Origin of the sequence: Methylophaga sp. SB9B, from assembly GCF_004832235.1 — a bacterium.
Lineage (GTDB): Bacteria > Pseudomonadota > Gammaproteobacteria > Nitrosococcales > Methylophagaceae > Methylophaga > Methylophaga muralis.
This window is the reverse complement of record NZ_SSXS01000001.1, coordinates 179,726-196,396: the sequence shown is the minus strand read 5'-3', so window position 1 is coordinate 196,396 and position 16,671 is coordinate 179,726. Positions and strand designations below refer to the sequence as shown.

The window sequence follows — 16,671 nt, the reverse complement described above, 5'->3', positions numbered from 1 at the left end:
AGACTCCAATAGTGTTTTGCCGGAGAACGGCAACCATTGGGCATAGTAGATCCCTATGGCTAAAAGCACATCAGAGTTCGTCCTGATTTATTAAGGAAGATGTCCCAGATAGTGAATTTAGTCTGGTAAATTGGATTCATGCTTTGATTTTTTATTTTTATTGAAGAATCGTGGATTTCTAACAATAAATGCCCAGATCCAGCGTTCGAGAAAAGATTTAGCCTCAGCCTTTTTTAAATAACCATATCCAAGTACGGAAATAATCAAAGCTCCAATTGCATCAACGATTAGGTCATACATTGTGTCAGTTAATCCGGAGTCATCACTGAACATGGGCTTTTGCATATTAGTGCCGAAAATCTGATCCATTGAGAATTCAAATATTTCCCATAATGCCCCCATACCCAGAGCAAACATGAAAGCAAAAAATGCCACGAAACCCGGTTGCATATGCATATGGATACTGTCATTTTCATTCATCAAATAGACTAAAAGAAAACCGGTGATGCCAAGCAAAAATCCGGAAGTAGTATGTAAGGCAATATCCCACCACCAAAACTTGGTGTAATAACCATGAACTTCGCCTAAAAAAATCGACGCAAAGATAAAGCCAATGGCCATTAACTGAAATACCGAAGGTACATGCACATTAAACTTTTTGGCTAACAATATGGGAAATAGGGTAATGATAATGATGCCAGTGGTAATAACGGCATTTAGCCATTGTTGTTCCCAAATTGCCCCGGCAAGCCCGACAAATAACAGAAACTGTAATACCAGTGTGAGTCTTCGTGGCATGGATTTACTGGGCATAGAGGCTCCGGAGTATTCGCAATTAATTCAGTTATCAACTGTCTAGGTTTTATTGATCTTTCAAAGCACGAAAGAGGCAACTCTAAAAGGTCAATATACCCTAGGTCTGACAGGAATCAGACATTGAGATTCCTATAACTTAAGGTTGTTCAGCAATAATCTCAATTTGGCAATCAAATGACAGGTGCCCTGCAGGATGTTTTCGACTTTTCAGCGGTTAATTTTTCTTATGATGTTTTTGCCTACGCAGGTTATTGCCGATCAAATCATTATTTTCCGGCATGCACTTGCGCCTGGTGTAGGCGACCCTGAAGGGTTTGAACTGAAAAATTGTCAGACCCAACGAAATTTGTCTGAGCAAGGTCGTCAGCAAGCCATCGAGATGGGCAATAAACTGCGGCAAATGGGTGTTAAAGAGGCAGAAGTGTTTTCCAGTGAATGGTGTCGTTGTCTTGAAACAGCTGAATTATTAGGCTTTGGTCCACCACAAAAACTGCAGGCTTTGAATTCATTTTTTCATCCAATCAATCGAGGTTTGAAAGACCAGTTTCTGCAAGACTGGCAGGCACATATTGTGGAGCATAAAACCGATAAGCCGCGCATCTATATCACTCATCAAGTCAATATTTCTGGCCTGTTAGACACATTCATGTCTTCCGGTGAAGGTTTGATAGTTGGAGTCAATGAGACTGGAGATATTGAGGTCATATCAATTTTGCAATGAACCCTTCAGGCCTGTTAGAGTCACTAAAAGGGACACCATTATCAGTCTAGTCTCTGAAATCATCGCTATTCTGTAAAAAACTACCTGCATTATCTTCAAGCCTGTATGGCCGACAATCAGATATAAACAATCAAATAGAGGAGATCTCGGCATCGTGAGGATTTTTGATTTGAAATGGAAGTTCAGCTTATTTCTGCTGACAACATTGTTATTAAGCTTCAGTGTGACTGAAATCGTTGTTGCTGAACCTGCTGCCACACCTAATAACCAGGCACATTATTCGGCATTGGCCGATACACTGGAAAACGAGCAGTCGAGAGAAAAACTCATTGCTGAATTACGTGATTTGGCTGCGGCAGCTGGAACAATGGAGCAAGATGCTGAATCAGTCAACTTAGTGGCTCAACCTACTTTTGCCAGGCAGATTGCTAATAAAACCCAATCAATTGCTCAGGAGATTGTTTCGACAATTGGCGCAGGATTTTCAGCCTTATCTTCTATTGGTTCAGGAGACGAAAGTACATTTGACCTGCAGCAGATGCTGGATGAGATTTTCATGCTGTTAATGGTCATTGCCAGCACATTATTAATGTTTTATGTGCTGCGTAGTTTAGCTCGTCACGCCTTTCGACGAGCCAATAACTGGGCGGAAGCGGATGGAGAGTATCCGGTTTTCGAAAATCAGTGCCATCTTATTAGCAGCCGTAGTTGATTTATTGACGGTTGCTTTGGCCTGGGTAGCCGGTTATGCCGTGGCATTGTTTGCCATTGGCAGCAACGGTGAGATGAATGTCAGTCAGTCGTTGTTTCTAAATGCGTTTTTAGCAATTGAAATTTTCAAAGTGATATTACGCACGGTATTTGCCGGTCGTGATGATGCTTTACGTTTGTTGCCAATCTCAGCAGAAAGTGCAACCTACTGGCATATCTGGTTGACACGTCTGACCAACTTCATTGGTTATGGCATGTTACTGGTAGTGCCATTAGTTAACCTGAACATTAACCCTGTGGTGGGGCAATTAGTAAGCGTGCTGGTGGTATTAAGTGCCTTTATTTATGCGGTTGTGGTCATCATGCAAAACCGCATTTCAGTTAAACAGCGATTGTTATTCCATGCCCAACAGGCTACGTTTAGTTTTTCCCGTGTCAGTCTTGGCATCCTGGCGCGAAGCTGGCATGTTTTGGGTATTGTGTATTTTGCCGTGTTAGCTACCACCTTGCTATTGCGTCCGGAAGATGCTTTGCCGATGATGCTAAAAGCTACGTTCCAGACCATTCTGGCATTAGTCATTGGTGGTGTAGTGGCAAAATTCATGGCCAAAACCATTGGCCGTCCAGTGCATGTTTCCGATGATTTACGGATGCGTTTTCCTTTGCTGGAAGAGCGGGTCAATGGTTTCGTGCCAAACATTTATAAAACTCTGCGAATTTTGTTAGTCATTATTGTTGCAGCCGTGATTCTGGATGCCTGGGGTATTTTCAGTCTTTCGGCATGGCTGGCTTCCGATGCGGGGATGCATACTATCGGCACAGTCATTAGTGTTGCGGCGATCCTGCTTGGTGCAATGGCAATCTGGATCGGCTTAGCCAGCTGGATTGAACATCGTCTTAATCCTAATGATGAAACCCAATTGCCTACGGCCAGAGCCAAGACCTTACTGACGATTTTCCGTAATGCAGCGGCAATAGCCTTGATTATCATGACGGTGATGATTGTGCTGGCAGAGATCGGCGTCAATATCGGACCGTTATTGGCTGGTGCCGGTGTACTGGGTCTGGCAATAGGTTTTGGTGCCCAGAAACTGGTGCAGGATGTGATTACTGGTGTGTTTATTCAAATGGAAAATGCCATTAATACAGGTGATATTGTCACTGCTAGTGGTATTACCGGTACCGCTGAAAAACTCACTATTCGTTCGTTAGGCTTACGTGATTTGTCCGGTACTTATCACATGATTCCGTTTTCATCAGTTGATACCGTGTCCAACTTTATGCGTGAATTTGCCTACCATGTGGGTGAGTACGGTGTTGCCTATCGTGAGGATACTGATCAAGTGATTGTGCATCTGCGCGAAGCATTTGCAGAGTTGATGGCGGATCCGGAGCAGCGTGAAAAAATTCTGGTGGATGAACTGGAAGTGCATGGCGTGACAGCCTTGGCGGATAGCTCGGTGAATATTCGGGTAAGAATCAAAACATTGCCGGGCACCCAATGGGGTGTTGGCCGTGCTTATAACCGCTTGGTCAAGCAGCATCTGGATGCGGCAGGAATCGAAATCCCATTCCCGCATATGACTATTTACTTCGGTCAGGATAAAGATGGTTCGGCACCGCCGGCCCCATTAAAAATGGTGGGTGGTTCTGACCAAGCTATTCAGCTTGAACAGAAACCTGAAAAAACAGATAACTCAAAATCTTCAAAAGCCAATCCCAAAGATAAAGAAGATTTTGACGAAGAGCATTAGGCTTTAATTGAAACACCCTGCTGAGAGCAGCAGGGTGTTTTTTTATCTAACCACTGATGCGTTGCCGAATCAGGTGTTGCATATTCCTTGGACCGGTACAGTTATCACATTCATTCAGAGCCTTTTGCAAAGCGGAATCAGCTGCCTGGTAATCCTGTTTTAAATACAGCAGCGTGGCGGTCATCAACGGGGCATTTTGATAATTATCCAACAGATCATCGATCACCAATTGCAAACCGGGGTCGGCGCTGAAATAACGCAATTCACGAGTATCAGCCTTTAAAGCTAAATCTAATGCCCAAACAGCCTTCTCCGGTTCGCCTTGTAATGCCGTCGCCAAGGCGAAGCCAACTTGTGGCAGAGAAGCCTGGGGATCTTTACTCGATTGGGCTTTAAAAGCGTTGATGGCATTGCCAGATTCATAACGTGATAAAGCTTCCCAACCATCCGCAATGGCATGACGGGGTAGAGCGTTCGTTTGTGTCACCATATTAGGTCGACTACTGGCATAGCTTCTGACTGGAGCAACGGTTTGATAACTTTGTGAGTAAATTAGTGGCGCTACGATGGTGATGTTACTGCCTCGATAGCCGTAATAACCTGAGCGATGGCGTGGCCGGGTGGTGTCGTAATGCCGATAGTGAGGTTTGTACATGGGGTAGCGATGACGATTCAGTCGCGGATCCAGTCCAAAAGAACGATGGCCCGTAATACCAGCTGAGGGATGGCGATAATGGCGGTGCCCGGAAAAACCAGGATGAGGTCGATGATGCAGATTCTGGCCGAGTTGCACATTGACCGACACATCTGCATAACTGGTTTGACTTGGCATTAAAACCATTAAACCGGCCAGCAGTATGGTGGTAAATAGAGGGATAAACAGAGTTTTTAATAATGACATAGCCATTACCTCGCAATTGGCTGGCTGATGCAAATCAGACTATCCGTCAGATAGTTGGTTCAATGCCAGAGATCGAAACTCAGGTAAAGCAATGTTTCAGCGAGCTTTTTGGTATCATGCTCGCTTTCTTTCCTTCTTTAAAGCTCCCCATGTCTGCTACTGATTTTTCATCGTTAAATTTACCTGCTGAACAACTGGCCGTACTCGATTCTCTTGGCTATAAGCAAATGACTGCTGTCCAGGCACAAAGCCTGCCGTTAATTCTGCAAGGCAAGGATGTCATTGCTCAAGCCAAAACCGGCAGTGGTAAAACGGCTGCCTTTGGTATTGGTCTGTTACAAAACATCCAACCGGATTTCTTTGCTGTTCAAGCGCTGATTATTTGTCCAACCCGAGAGTTAGCCGATCAGGTCGGTAAAGAATTACGTCGTCTGGGTCGTGGTATACCGAATCTTAAACTGGTGATGTTATGTGGTGGTAAACCGCTGGGTCCACAAATTGCGTCATTGGAATACGGTGCTCATATCGTCGTTGGTACACCGGGGCGAATTCAGGATCATCTTAAAAAATCCACACTCAAATTGAATAAAGTCAAAACCGTGGTGCTGGATGAAGCCGATCGCATGTTGGATATGGGCTTTGTTGATGCGATGCAGGAAATCATTGGTCAGACGCCAAACTCCAGACAAACCTTACTGTTTTCCGCGACGTTTCCCGACGGTATCAAACAGATCAGTCGTACTATTCAGCGGGATCCGACAAGAATTACTGTTGAGTCACAACACCAGCAAACGGTTATTGATCAGCTGTTTTATGAAATCAAAAAAAATGAACGTAACAATGCATTGATCATGTTATTTCAGCACTATAAACCTAAGAACGCCATTGTGTTCTGCCACACCAAAATACAATGTGATGAAGTTGCTGAGATGCTAAGAAATAAAAAAATCGATGCTCAGCCGATTCATGGTGATTTGGAACAGCGTGAACGGGATCAGGTTTTAGTTCGCTTCGCCAATCAGAGCTGTCCGGTATTAGTTGCTACTGATGTGGCCGCACGCGGTCTGGATATCAAAGCGATTGAAATGGTGATCAATTATGAATTACCACGTGATCCGGAAGTGTATATCCATCGTATTGGTCGAACTGGTCGGGCAGGGGAGTCTGGCTTGGCAATGAGTCTGGTGGCCGAAGCTGAAGTGCCACGCATGCTGGCAATTGAGAAATATCAAAAGAAACCTTGTCGCTGTGATGTGCCAGCTTCGCTGGATCGTGATGATAGTTTTACCCTTGAAGCAGATATGGTGACCATACAGCTGGATGCAGGCCGTAAAAACAAACTTCGTCCCGGGGATATTCTGGGTGCCTTGACTGGCGATGCGGGTTTAGACGGAGCAGATATTGGCAAAATCGATATCTTTGATATGTCGAGTTATGTAGCCGTAAGCAAATCAGCCTTGCGTCAGGCAATGAATTATCTGGCGGATGGCAAAGTTAAAGGCCGTGCAATTCGCGCACGCAAGATTCGATAATTTACGTAAATATTAGGTTAGCAGTGCTTGATGTAATGTTGGAAAAAGCTATCCTTTGGGTTAAATCTTAACGAGTTTTGCCATGACTGATTTGATCAATGATGTACCCACCGTAAACGATGTTTACAAAACTCTACTGGAATCGACCAAAGCGATTCCGTGGAAGATAGATTGGTCAACATTGCAATTTACCTATATCGGTCCGCAGATTGAGGCATTGCTTGGCTGGGAACCGGCTAGCTGGCAAACAGTTGAAGACTGGGCAACTCGAATGCATCCGGAAGATCGGCAGTGGGTAGTCGATTATTGTGTTTCGCAGTCTCAATCCGGTATCGATCACGAAGCAGATTATCGGGCCCTGAACAAAAACGGGGACTATGTGTGGATCCGTGATGTAGTCCATGTTGTGCGAAAACAAAATGGTGAAGTCGATTCCTTAATCGGGTTTATGTTTGATATCACCGAGCGTAAAAAAACCGAACAGGAACTGTTCAAGCTGCAAAAAGAGTTGGAAGAACTGTCTTTCAAAGATGGCTTGACCGGAGTCGCGAATCGCCGGATGTTTGATAATGTTATTGAAACCGAATGGCTTAAGGGCCGGCAGAATAAACAGCCTTTGTCATTGATCATTATGGATATCGACTTTTTCAAAGAATATAACGATTGTTATGGTCATTTGCAGGGTGATGATTGTCTGAAGCAGGTGGCATCAACCTTAAATGGCGTCGCCGCACGGTCACGTGATTTCTTCGGCCGGTTTGGCGGTGAAGAATTTGTTATGTTGTTACCTGAAACCGATGAAAATGCCGCTTGGGCTGTGGCAGAACGCTGTCGGCAGTCGTTATTTAAAAAACAAATTCCGCATGAGCATTCAAAAGTAAGTCAGTTACTTACCATTAGTCTCGGTGTTAGCACCATGATTCCCTCGCAAAATGGCGATCATATTGAATTAATCGAAAGAGCAGATAAACAGCTTTATCAAGCCAAGCAGAAAGGGCGTAACTGCATTCAGTCTGCTTAACGAATCAAAGATTGCCGCAGGCGCGATTCGCTGGCACAGCAACATCCATCATTTTCGGATTGGGCAAATTCAGGTTATCCATGATTTTTTTGTATTCAATAACATCTTTCACTTGTAAGCGCGGGTTATGTTGGCGTTCTTCACCGATGGTGCTGACCATCCAGCCTTTATAATCATGCGCCGGATAGACCCAGGTTTCCTCTGGAAATTTCAATAACTTGTCGAACAGACTGTTGTATTGATCTGCGGCGCTGCCATTTTGAAAATCAGTACGGCCTGTGCCGCGTATCAATAAGGTATCGCCAGTGAACAGATATTGTTGCCCTTCATGGTTCAATACAAAGCTGTAAGAATCATCAGTATGTCCAGGCGTGTGTAAGGCGGTGAGCACAATTTTCCCCACCACGACTTCACTGCCATCATGAAAACTATCATTGGCACACGAAGAATTTGCCTGTTGTCCCATATAGGTTTCACACCCGGTAAGTTCACGCAGTTTGCCAAGCGCCGTAATGTGATCAGCATGAGTATGCGTATCCATCGCCACTTTGAGCGTTAAACCAAATTCGTTTAATAAGCGTATATAGCTTTCCGTTTCGTCAATCACCGGATCAATTAATACAGCTTGTTTGGTATCGGTATCTGCAATCAAATAACTGTAGGTAGATGAGTTTTTTTCAAAAAGTTGTCTGAATAACATACTGATGATTTGCTCCTATGTTGTATGCAGAAAAAACAGCGTTATGGCCATTATTAATAGGGCGATGGCAAAGATTTTTTGTAAAAGGGCATTGGCTATTTTGTGACTGATAAGTTGACCCGCGTACATACCGGCCAGTCCTCCGGTAATCAGCCAGGCCAGTGATTCAAATGGGAGATAATTGATCTGTCCAAACGTGAGATGTGAAATAAACCCTGTACTGCTGATCACAGCGATAACAATCAAAGATGTACTGACGGCCTGTATCATGCTGACCTGGCTCAGTAACAGCAGTAACGGAATAATTAAAAAACCGCCTCCCACACCAAATAAACCGGATAACAAGCCAACCAAAAAGCCGCCCAGCAATAATCCACTCATGCAGCGTGGGCGTAATTGAAATTCTCCGGTCGGACTAAACTTACACAGCACGCCGGTGGCGTTTTGCAATGATAGATGGCTGCTTCGAACTACTTTGCTGGCTTCCGGCATTGTTGTTGCTGAAACCCACATGCGAATAGCGATAATGACTGCCAACAGGCTAAATCCAGTCACCAGAACCGTCTCACTTAACCTGATGGCTAACATTTGTCCTAACGGAGCCCCCAACATTCCGCTAACGGCTAATAAAGCAGCTGGTTTCCATAAAATCGTTTGATTACTGAAATTTCGGGCACTGCCATACAAGGTAACCGCAGCAACGGCAGCTAACGATAACGTTACGGCCTGATGGATTGAAACGCCGCCCAGCATAATCAGTAATGGCACAGCAAACACTGAACCACCAGCCCCGGTAAGGCCAAGCAATAAACCAATCACAATGCCAATTATCAGCAACATCGAGATTATTTATTCCAGGGCATTTTTGCGATGATTAAGCCCATTGCACAGCTATCGGTAATACCAGAAAACATCAGACCAGCGCCGACAAATCCTGACAAGGCAAACCAGGCTGAATGCACAGCAAATCCAAGAATTACGCCGCCTAATACCAAACCTCCCGCAGCAATGCGAACTTGGCGTTCGATAGAAATAGCTTTTCCCTGTGTGATCACCCAGTCAGCATTCATCTTCTCAACGGCCTGAATACCGCCCTCAATCACCACTAACGATTGGGAAACTTGCCATCAATCTGTTTGGCGGCAGTTTCGGCACGTCGTCCTGAATGACATAACAGGTAGATCTTTTCCGGTTGTGTTGTTTGCTGGTTAATTACCTGTTGGAATGATTCCGTGGTGAAGCTCTGCAATGGCAAATGAATGGCGCTGGGTAAAGCTTTTGCCTTTAGCTCGGCAGTGGTTCTGACATCGACAATGCATAGATCGGCGGGTGTTTTACTTAAAAACACAGTTTTTGGTTTTTCGATGGAATAACTCATGATTTTTCTCCACATGAAGAAGTTTGATATTCAGGACAGTACAGAGATTGCAAAACGGCGATGATGCGCAGCGCGGCATCGCCATTAAGCCGGTAATAGACGGTTTGCGAATCTTTGCGTGTTTTGACTAATTCAGCATGACGCAGACTGGCAAGGTGCTGTGATAATGCTGACTGACTGAGCGGTACCAGATGATTTATTTCACTGACGGCCAGCTCCTGGTTTCCCAATGCACATAAGATCATCAGCCGGTGCTCGTTGCTCATTTGCTTCAGCAAATAAGCCGCTTTTTTTGCATGAGTTTGCATCTCGTGCATATCAGGAAAAGATTGGGGAGCTGTGCTCATGGTGTGTCCTTGCAAAAAATATGAAGCAAGTATATCAGTGTTATCTAAATTAGATAAATCTAAATTAGCAGGGGTGATGTTTAGGGCTGCAGAATAAACAATTATTGGACAAGATGAGAGGAAGCTGGCGTGTAAGGCGCCAGCTGTTAATGCTTTACTCTATTTTTACGAATTCGCTGACGGGTACGTCTGACATGACTTTTTGTAGATCATTGCCGCTTAATGCCAGCGCATAGCCTAAAACACCACTGCCAATAATCACCTGATCAAACTGGAATGCACTGTTATCAGCTAAAACCATAACTGTTTCAGGCAACGCAATGGGGGGCACTGCACCGACTACATAACCAGTGGCTTCTGAGACTTCATCAAATTCGGCCATACGCAGTTTTTTCTCACCAAGCTGTTTTCTTAAAGCTGCCCAATCGGCACGTCCACCACCGGCTACTGCCAGCAGGCAAAACTGACCCGAACCAGTTTTAAATAACAGACTGCGTACCACGGAATTGGGATCGCGACCCTGACCTGACAGTAACTCTTCCAGATTACGGATTGGTTTTTTATCTTCACTTAGCGGTATTTCAACCACTTCGAAGGTAACAGCGTGCTGAGTTAATAATTCAGTGACTGGCGAGCTGATAGTCTGGCTCATGGATTCTCCATCAAGTTGATTCAAAAATATTTACTGTAAGAATTTATCAGTGAAACTGTCAAAACATGAAAGTAAGCAACCCCAAAACCATAAAGACAGAACTGGCCGCATAGCGAGCTGCATTTAGTGGTAACTTTTGCATCAACTGGTTACCGAATAATACAACTGGCACATTTGCCAGCATCATGCCAATGGTTGTGCCCAATGTAACAAGAAAGAACTGCTGGTATTGGGCGGCCAGAATAACGGTGGCGATTTGCGTTTTGTCACCAATCTCGGCCAGAAAAAATAATACCAGCGTCGCAACAAATGCCCCATAACGATTCAGGTTTGAAGAAGCATCTTCTTCTTTATCTGGAATTAATATCCATAACGCGACAGCGATAAAACTGATGCCGATCAGGAGTTGTCCAGTTTGCGGAGAAATAAACTCAGTGATCCAGACACCCAGCCAGGCTGAGAGACCGTGATTAAGCAGGGTAGCGACTAAGATGCCGAAAATGATGGGAATGGGGGCACGGAAACGTGCGGCCAGGAATAACGAAAGGAGTTGGGTTTTATCACCGATTTCCGCCAGAGCAACGGTGGTGGTTGAGACAAAAAAAGCTTCCATGATTTGGGTACTCAGGCGGGATAAAAACCAAAGGCAAATAACAACTACCCGCCTATGGAGTTGTTATTTGCCTCAGGTCTTGCCAATGCCATTCTAGCGAATGACACGAACCTGCCATGTGTCTTGAGGACACAAGTATGTTGACAGATTCACGCACTAGGGTCTGTTTGTCTCTCATTATTGATGGGAAATAAACAGGCCTTAAGATGGGTAGACTACTCCCCTAAGACAGGAGGCATTATAAGCGGCCTCAACTGAGTACTGCAATATTTGTTTTTTAATCTCGTAGTTGCCAAGTAGGCTGATTATTTTCATCAATAATATGATGTGAGAGCAGCCACTCACGAGCGTCTTCGGCATCCTGTTCAAACCAGGCTTTGGCGCTGCCGAGGCGGAAACTGTAACCCCAACTATCCATATCCAGCATCATCCGATCTCGGCCGAGATCAGGCAGAAAATCACTAAGCAGGATCTGCAGATAACACACGCCATTTTCTTCGTCATAATCACCGGCCGCATCCGTATCTAAAGTAATGCGCCGTTGACCATCCATACAGATATAGTGACCAGCCTCATGCAAGGCTGAATGTACTGGCGTATCAAACCGCAGCAATAATTGATTGCCTACCAGCCCAGCTTCACGTTCACCAAAAAAACTGCCCGGTATGGCTTCATGCTCAGCAACCGGTTTGATTTCAATGCCGTAAGGCTGCAGCAGTGTTTGCAGATGTTGTTGATAGAACGCTGTGCAATTCACCACATTTTGCGGATCAGACACGTCGGGCATCACCAATAATATGATTAATCACCAGGCCCGCCAGCGTTAAGCCGAATATAGAAGGCATATAACTTACCGTGCCGTTTACAGCGCGGGCCGTCCGCGGCTGACCGGTTCTGGGGGCAATGGTGGTAACGGGTATTCCAGCGAATAAACGGTTTGGATACCTTTACCGACACCGCGCTTGCGTAAATGTGAACGTAATTGTTTGGCGAGCTTACAGATAGACGTATTCATTAAATCGCCGGTACGCACTTGGGTCGGATCAAGTTTACCGCCCGCACCCATACTGGAGAATACCGGCAACTGATTACGCCATGCAGTTTCCAGTAATGTGGTTTTACTGCTCATGCTGTCAATCGCATCAATGATTACGTCAAAGCCTTGATTCAGCGTGTCGGGAATGGTTTCCGGCGTTAAAAAATCAGTAATAAGGTTCAGTTCACATTGCGGATTTATATCTGCGATCCGCTCTGCCATGACTTCGACTTTTAATTTACCGACCGTTGATTTTAGTGCTACCAGTTGCCGATTCAGATTCGACGCTGATACGACATCATGATCCACCAGAGTCATTTTACCAACACCCATACGAGCCAGCGCTTCAGCGGTAAACGAGCCAACTCCACCCATGCCTGCCAGAAAAACATGACTGTTCTGTAGCCGTTCAATACCGGAGTCTCCCAGCAAAATATGCGTGCGCTCAAAAAGCGGATTGCTGTGCGCCATTCGTTTTCCTCAACAACAAAAATTTAATTCCGGCTATTTTCCGATAACCATCCGCTAATGGCAAAAGGCGCTGACTGAACTGTTAATGATGAGGTTTAAACTGCTTCACTGAATCAAAGAAATCTTCTTCAACGGCATCGCCGCGATAACGTAAATGCAGATAAAGTTCACTGATGGTCGCAATCTGTTGTTGATACGCCGGAAGGGCCTGTTGCGCCCGAAGTGCAAAATCTTCTGGTCCTTCATTGGGCTGACGCACAATGTCTAGTCGGGCCAGCTTGGCACAAAATTGTTGATAAATTCGTTGCACTTTATCTTGGGATACAGACTTCAATCTTAATGTTGTCCAGGCAATCCAACTGAATATCAGCGCAATGCCTAGCGCCAGCCAGCTAATCATTTTTTGCCAATCCGGCTGATGCATGCCGAGTTTTTTGAGTAAATCGAGTTGTCTTTCCGGCCCGTAACTGACAACCCACATATCCCAGGCACTATTGAGTGCATCCCAGTTGTTTCTCGCTGACTGCCACATTTCCACCAGCCGATCGTTGTTGGCAATTGCTCTGGGGGATCGTCGCTCAGCCGGTAATAAATCACCAATGCCAAAATCTACCCGATTACTTGATACCGCAGAGGTAGGATCAATTCTGATCCAACCTTTATTTGGCAGCCAGACTTCAGTCCAGGCATGCGCATCACGCTGGCGGACAGTGAGAATTTGATCGACCGGGTTGATATCGCCACCTTGATAACCGGTGACAATTCTGGCCGGAATACCGGCAGCGCGCATTAATACGGTAAAACTCGCTGCATAGTGTTCACAAAACCCCTGTCTGGTTTCGAACAGAAACTGGTCAATAGTATCGCCGCGCAAGGCTGGAGGTGTGAGGCTATAGCTGAAGTTTTGCTGGCGAAAATAATCCAATACTGACTCTATATAAGCTTCACTGGACTCACTTTTTTCGACCAAATCCCGGGCTAATCGCTGACTGCGTGGATGGCGATCATCCGGCAGATTTAACCCATAGCCCAAATAGCCATCCATTTCCGGGTTAAATTGGTATTGATTGTGTGAGCTTAATTGGTATTGCACTCGTTGCTTGATGGCTTCGCGGCTATTTAATTCACCATCTGCGGTGAGCTGGGTCTGCATGGTGGTGGGATAGGTAGTGGGGAAATCCAAAGCAAATAGCCAGCGCCTGTCGTGTGGTTCCAGGGTGATACTGTAAGACGTTGATTCACCAGTGACATGAATTTGTAAGGGCTTATCCAGCCTTTTCTGATTGTCATTAAGCGGCAGCCAACGTTTACCATCGGTATGCCAGAGTACAGGTCCACGCCAATACAGATTCTGCCGATCAGGAAACTGGTTCTGATCAAATTTAACGCGAAAGGCAATGGCATCGGATTGAATCAGCTGGCTGATATTGCCGATGGTAATATCATCAGACATGCCACTGATGGCATTGTTACGAGGCGGTACTTCGCCCAGGGTCATGCTGTCTGGCAGGCTGTCGGGAATATCCAATGCATCATTGGGCAGTCCCCAGATTGGGCCGGAAATGCGTGGAAACAACACAAACAATAGCAGCATTAACGGCGTAGCTTGCAACACCATAACGCTGGCCTGTTTGACACGGTTTTTGGCAGAGCTGTCAGTTTCGTTGGCAGTAATCAAACAACTGGTCAGCAGGATCACATTCACCAGCATCAATATGACGATTGGAATGCTTTGATTAAAGAAAAAATGGGTAATGACCAGGAAAAACCCCATAAAGCAGCTCAGATAATAATCCCGCAGACTTTTTACTTCGACAATTTTGAAGGCCGCCATGGTGGTTAATAGCGCGACACCTGCATCCCGGCCGATGGTGATGCCATAACTGTAAAACACCAGTACGATGGTCAGTACGGCACTGATGGAATGCAGCACTTTTAACAGCCGTTTATCAGCCGGTAACAACCAACCACGCCAGCTATGCATGACTCGCCAGCTCATCATTAACAGGAATATCAACGCGACCCAGAGTGGTTGATAGAAGAAATGCGGAATGGCAATAATCGTCAAGGTCACCATTAACCAGTGAATGGCCGTTTGTGACGGAGCGATAACCGGCTTTTTACTCGCCATACAATGCCAGAGCCTGCAAACATTGATGTCGGTGCTGTTCACCATGACTGATATCAATGGTGTGATTGGGCATCACCAGCCCGTATTGCAATCCGGCGGCATCAGCGGTGAGGATCCACTGGCATAATTGCGATAATTTGGCTTCGGTATCCTGCAGATCAGCAACATCCTGCCACTGCAGCATCAGACTCTGCCCGGTGGGACTGCTGAACTGTTTGGTCCGTAATACGCCATCACGTGCCAGAGCTTTCCAGGCGATATGTTGTCTGGCATCGCCTTCACGATAACGATGAAAACCGGCAAAATCATCAATGCCTTGCTGATGTTGCAAAGCCACACCAGTTTCCATCGCTGAGGGAAGTGGCATAGGTTTATTACCGATCGGTTTGGGGTAAACCAGAACCCGTTGATTAATATCAATAAAAAACCAGCTGAATAACAAGCCGACCGGATACACGCTGGACAGTCGCAGCCGACCTAACTCTTGCCATCCTCTTTGCTGGGTGGGGATTGGTAGCAGATGCAGGCTGTTGTGATCTGCAGCAATTAAAGCGGCCTTATAAAACGCAACATAGCGGGAAAACTTTTTAAACGGCCACCAACTTGATGCTGAGGGTGATGCCAGGTAAGCCATTTCCAGTTGCCGGATAGGGCGCTGGCTTTGGTTGATAAACGTTATCGGCAACAGAATGTTTTGTTTACAAAATGTCGGTTCAGCATGACCCAGCTGATAATCTAGCTGTCTTACATTGCGGTAGCTGTGATGCATGGCAACATGGCCGACACCTACCAACAGAAAACTGAGTAAATGGCCAAGACTGTTGTTGTAATTAATGGCACCCAGCAACATCACCAGAATTAAAATCGCGTAACTCATGCCATAACGGCTGGGCAAAATAAATACCCGATAACGCTGCTGTTGTCGCCAGCGCTGCCAATATTGGCGCAACATTAACATTAGGGGATCGCGACCTGCTGCAGGATCTCTATTGCCCAATCAGCCGATTGCAGATGTTCGCGGGCTTGCAGACGATGTTGAACGATACTGGGAAAAACCGCCTGCACATCTTCGGGGATCACAAAATCCCGGCCACTGATCATGGCCCAGGCTCTGGCAGCTTGAATCAGACCTAAACCGGCCCGAGGGGACAGACCGTTATAAAACTGACCCGTTTGTCGGGTATAGGCTAACAACGCCTGCACATAATCAATCAGGGCATCACTCAATGTTATTTTGCTGGCGGATTGTTGTAACTCGAGCAATTCATCCGGGGTAATGTCAGCAGTAAGCTGTTTAAGCATTTGACGTCTATCTTCGCCAATCAATAAAGCACGTTCGGCCTGATGATCGGGATAACCGATTTGAATACGCATCAGAAATCGGTCCAGTTGCGATTCCGGTAATGGAAAGGTGCCAATCTGATGAGTGGGGTTTTGGGTGGCAATAACAAAAAACGGATCATCCAATGGGTAGCTTTCACCTTCAATAGTGACCTGTTGCTCCTCCATCGCTTCCAGCAAGGCACTTTGCGTGCGAGGCGAGGCGCGGTTAATTTCATCGGCTAATAGTAACTGGGTAAAAATCGGTCCACGATGAAAGCTGAATTGATGTTTTTCAGGGTCATAAATCGATACTCCTAGAATATCCGCTGGCAGCATGTCACTGGTGAATTGTACCCGCTGAAAACGTAAGCCTAATGTGGTGGCCAGCGTATGTGCCAGCGTGGTTTTACCGACACCGGGCAAATCTTCAATCAACAAATGACCACGGGCAATCAGACAGGATAAGGCCAGTTTGACGGCGTGTTGTTTACCCAGTATCACTGCATTAATTGTTTGGAGTATGCGGTCCGTGCTGCCTTGCGTCATGGAAAATCCTGTATTGAT

General features: G+C 45.7%; 18 protein-coding genes and 1 pseudogene. 5 read left to right on the top strand and 14 right to left on the bottom strand.

Annotated elements, in window-relative coordinates:
- Window positions 1–117 precede the first annotated feature (117 nt).
- Entirely contained in the window at window positions 118–813 is a 696-nt protein-coding gene (locus tag E8Q33_RS00965; protein WP_136552219.1) for a hypothetical protein, read from the bottom strand.
- 229 nt (window positions 814–1,042) lie between these two features.
- On the opposite strand from E8Q33_RS00965, the gene E8Q33_RS00960 reads away from it, so the two are divergent.
- The 3 genes from E8Q33_RS00960 to E8Q33_RS00955 all read left to right on the top strand — a co-directional run bounded on the left by E8Q33_RS00960 (window position 1,043) and on the right by E8Q33_RS00955 (window position 4,002).
- Window positions 1,043–1,537 carry a histidine phosphatase family protein gene (locus E8Q33_RS00960; protein WP_168800113.1) on the top strand — a complete coding sequence of 165 codons (495 nt, stop codon included), beginning with the start codon at window positions 1,043–1,045 and terminating at the stop codon, window positions 1,535–1,537.
- Window positions 1,538–1,691: 154 nt separating this feature from the next.
- Window positions 1,692–2,249, top strand: coding sequence for a hypothetical protein (locus tag E8Q33_RS15815; RefSeq protein WP_247869852.1), 558 nt, complete (start codon window positions 1,692–1,694; stop codon window positions 2,247–2,249).
- Entirely contained in the window at window positions 2,194–4,002 is a 1,809-nt protein-coding gene (locus E8Q33_RS00955) for a mechanosensitive ion channel domain-containing protein (RefSeq protein ID WP_247869851.1), read from the top strand. Before E8Q33_RS15815 ends, E8Q33_RS00955 begins: the two co-directional genes overlap by 56 nt.
- Window positions 4,003–4,048: 46 nt before the next feature.
- On the opposite strand, the gene E8Q33_RS00950 is transcribed toward E8Q33_RS00955, so the two are convergent.
- Window positions 4,049–4,903, bottom strand: coding sequence for a hypothetical protein (locus E8Q33_RS00950; RefSeq protein WP_136552215.1), 855 nt, complete (start codon window positions 4,901–4,903; stop codon window positions 4,049–4,051).
- A 149-nt stretch (window positions 4,904–5,052) separates the two neighbouring features.
- Here E8Q33_RS00950 and dbpA point away from each other — a divergent pair, with 149 nt between their 5' ends.
- Complete coding sequence (dbpA, locus tag E8Q33_RS00945; protein ID WP_136552475.1) at window positions 5,053–6,435, top strand: ATP-dependent RNA helicase DbpA; 1,383 nt, start codon at window positions 5,053–5,055, stop codon at window positions 6,433–6,435.
- An 82-nt stretch (window positions 6,436–6,517) separates the two neighbouring features.
- On the top strand, window positions 6,518–7,456 hold the full coding sequence (locus tag E8Q33_RS00940) for a sensor domain-containing diguanylate cyclase (protein ID WP_136552214.1): 939 nt from the start codon (window positions 6,518–6,520) through the stop codon (window positions 7,454–7,456).
- 4 nt (window positions 7,457–7,460) lie between these two features.
- On the opposite strand, the gene E8Q33_RS00935 is transcribed toward E8Q33_RS00940, so the two are convergent.
- The 12 genes and pseudogenes from E8Q33_RS00935 to E8Q33_RS00880 form a co-directional block, all read right to left on the bottom strand.
- Entirely contained in the window at window positions 7,461–8,156 is a 696-nt protein-coding gene (locus tag E8Q33_RS00935; RefSeq protein ID WP_136552212.1) for an MBL fold metallo-hydrolase, read from the bottom strand.
- Window positions 8,157–8,171: 15 nt separating this feature from the next.
- Entirely contained in the window at window positions 8,172–8,996 is an 825-nt protein-coding gene (locus tag E8Q33_RS00930; protein WP_069295687.1) for a sulfite exporter TauE/SafE family protein, read from the bottom strand.
- A gap of 5 nt (window positions 8,997–9,001) precedes the next feature.
- On the bottom strand, window positions 9,002–9,226 hold the full coding sequence (locus E8Q33_RS00925) for a DUF2892 domain-containing protein (RefSeq protein WP_136552211.1): 225 nt from the start codon (window positions 9,224–9,226) through the stop codon (window positions 9,002–9,004).
- A 35-nt stretch (window positions 9,227–9,261) separates the two neighbouring features.
- Window positions 9,262–9,534, bottom strand: coding sequence for a rhodanese-like domain-containing protein (locus E8Q33_RS00920; protein WP_168800112.1), 273 nt, complete (start codon window positions 9,532–9,534; stop codon window positions 9,262–9,264).
- A complete protein-coding gene (locus E8Q33_RS00915; protein WP_211116059.1) occupies window positions 9,531–9,881 on the bottom strand; it encodes a helix-turn-helix transcriptional regulator in 351 nt (116 codons plus the stop codon). The genes E8Q33_RS00920 and E8Q33_RS00915 overlap by 4 nt, the downstream gene beginning before the upstream one ends.
- A gap of 154 nt (window positions 9,882–10,035) precedes the next feature.
- The gene (locus E8Q33_RS00910; protein WP_136552207.1) at window positions 10,036–10,533 is read right to left on the bottom strand and encodes an aminoacyl-tRNA deacylase; all 498 of its coding nucleotides are present in this window, start codon (window positions 10,531–10,533) and stop codon (window positions 10,036–10,038) included.
- Window positions 10,534–10,591: 58 nt separating this feature from the next.
- Window positions 10,592–11,146: a TMEM165/GDT1 family protein gene (locus tag E8Q33_RS00905; protein WP_136552205.1), complete on the bottom strand. Its 555-nt coding sequence runs from the start codon at window positions 11,144–11,146 to the stop codon at window positions 10,592–10,594.
- A 277-nt stretch (window positions 11,147–11,423) separates the two neighbouring features.
- Window positions 11,424–11,924: a hypothetical protein gene (locus tag E8Q33_RS00900; RefSeq protein WP_211116058.1), complete on the bottom strand. Its 501-nt coding sequence runs from the start codon at window positions 11,922–11,924 to the stop codon at window positions 11,424–11,426.
- Window positions 11,917–12,653: pseudogene (locus tag E8Q33_RS00895) on the bottom strand (ThiF family adenylyltransferase). The gene E8Q33_RS00900 and the pseudogene E8Q33_RS00895 overlap by 8 nt, the downstream one beginning before the upstream one ends.
- Window positions 12,654–12,735: 82 nt before the next feature.
- Complete coding sequence (locus tag E8Q33_RS00890) at window positions 12,736–14,784, bottom strand: DUF3488 and transglutaminase-like domain-containing protein (RefSeq protein WP_136552202.1); 2,049 nt, start codon at window positions 14,782–14,784, stop codon at window positions 12,736–12,738.
- Entirely contained in the window at window positions 14,774–15,742 is a 969-nt protein-coding gene (locus tag E8Q33_RS00885; RefSeq protein WP_247869850.1) for a DUF58 domain-containing protein, read from the bottom strand. Before E8Q33_RS00885 ends, E8Q33_RS00890 begins: the two co-directional genes overlap by 11 nt.
- On the bottom strand, window positions 15,742–16,653 hold the full coding sequence (locus E8Q33_RS00880; protein ID WP_136552200.1) for a MoxR family ATPase: 912 nt from the start codon (window positions 16,651–16,653) through the stop codon (window positions 15,742–15,744). Before E8Q33_RS00880 ends, E8Q33_RS00885 begins: the two co-directional genes overlap by 1 nt.
- Window positions 16,654–16,671 lie beyond the last annotated feature (18 nt).

Coding starts and splice junctions, on each gene's coding strand:
- E8Q33_RS00965 (WP_136552219.1), bottom strand. CDS start 813: ATGCCCAGTAAATCCATGCCACGAAGACTCACACTGGTATTACAGTTT.
- E8Q33_RS00960 (WP_168800113.1), top strand. CDS start 1,043: ATGATGTTTTTGCCTACGCAGGTTATTGCCGATCAAATCATTATTTTC.
- E8Q33_RS00955 (WP_247869851.1), top strand. CDS start 2,194: ATGGAGAGTATCCGGTTTTCGAAAATCAGTGCCATCTTATTAGCAGCC.
- E8Q33_RS00950 (WP_136552215.1), bottom strand. CDS start 4,903: ATGTCATTATTAAAAACTCTGTTTATCCCTCTATTTACCACCATACTG.
- dbpA (WP_136552475.1), top strand. CDS start 5,053: ATGTCTGCTACTGATTTTTCATCGTTAAATTTACCTGCTGAACAACTG.
- E8Q33_RS00940 (WP_136552214.1), top strand. CDS start 6,518: ATGACTGATTTGATCAATGATGTACCCACCGTAAACGATGTTTACAAA.
- E8Q33_RS00935 (WP_136552212.1), bottom strand. CDS start 8,156: ATGTTATTCAGACAACTTTTTGAAAAAAACTCATCTACCTACAGTTAT.
- E8Q33_RS00930 (WP_069295687.1), bottom strand. CDS start 8,996: ATGTTGCTGATAATTGGCATTGTGATTGGTTTATTGCTTGGCCTTACC.
- E8Q33_RS00925 (WP_136552211.1), bottom strand. CDS start 9,226: ATGAATGCTGACTGGGTGATCACACAGGGAAAAGCTATTTCTATCGAA.
- E8Q33_RS00920 (WP_168800112.1), bottom strand. CDS start 9,534: ATGAGTTATTCCATCGAAAAACCAAAAACTGTGTTTTTAAGTAAAACA.
- E8Q33_RS00915 (WP_211116059.1), bottom strand. CDS start 9,881: ATGAGCACAGCTCCCCAATCTTTTCCTGATATGCACGAGATGCAAACT.
- E8Q33_RS00910 (WP_136552207.1), bottom strand. CDS start 10,533: ATGAGCCAGACTATCAGCTCGCCAGTCACTGAATTATTAACTCAGCAC.
- E8Q33_RS00905 (WP_136552205.1), bottom strand. CDS start 11,146: ATGGAAGCTTTTTTTGTCTCAACCACCACCGTTGCTCTGGCGGAAATC.
- E8Q33_RS00890 (WP_136552202.1), bottom strand. CDS start 14,784: ATGGCGAGTAAAAAGCCGGTTATCGCTCCGTCACAAACGGCCATTCAC.
- E8Q33_RS00885 (WP_247869850.1), bottom strand. CDS start 15,742: ATGTTAATGTTGCGCCAATATTGGCAGCGCTGGCGACAACAGCAGCGT.
- E8Q33_RS00880 (WP_136552200.1), bottom strand. CDS start 16,653: ATGACGCAAGGCAGCACGGACCGCATACTCCAAACAATTAATGCAGTG.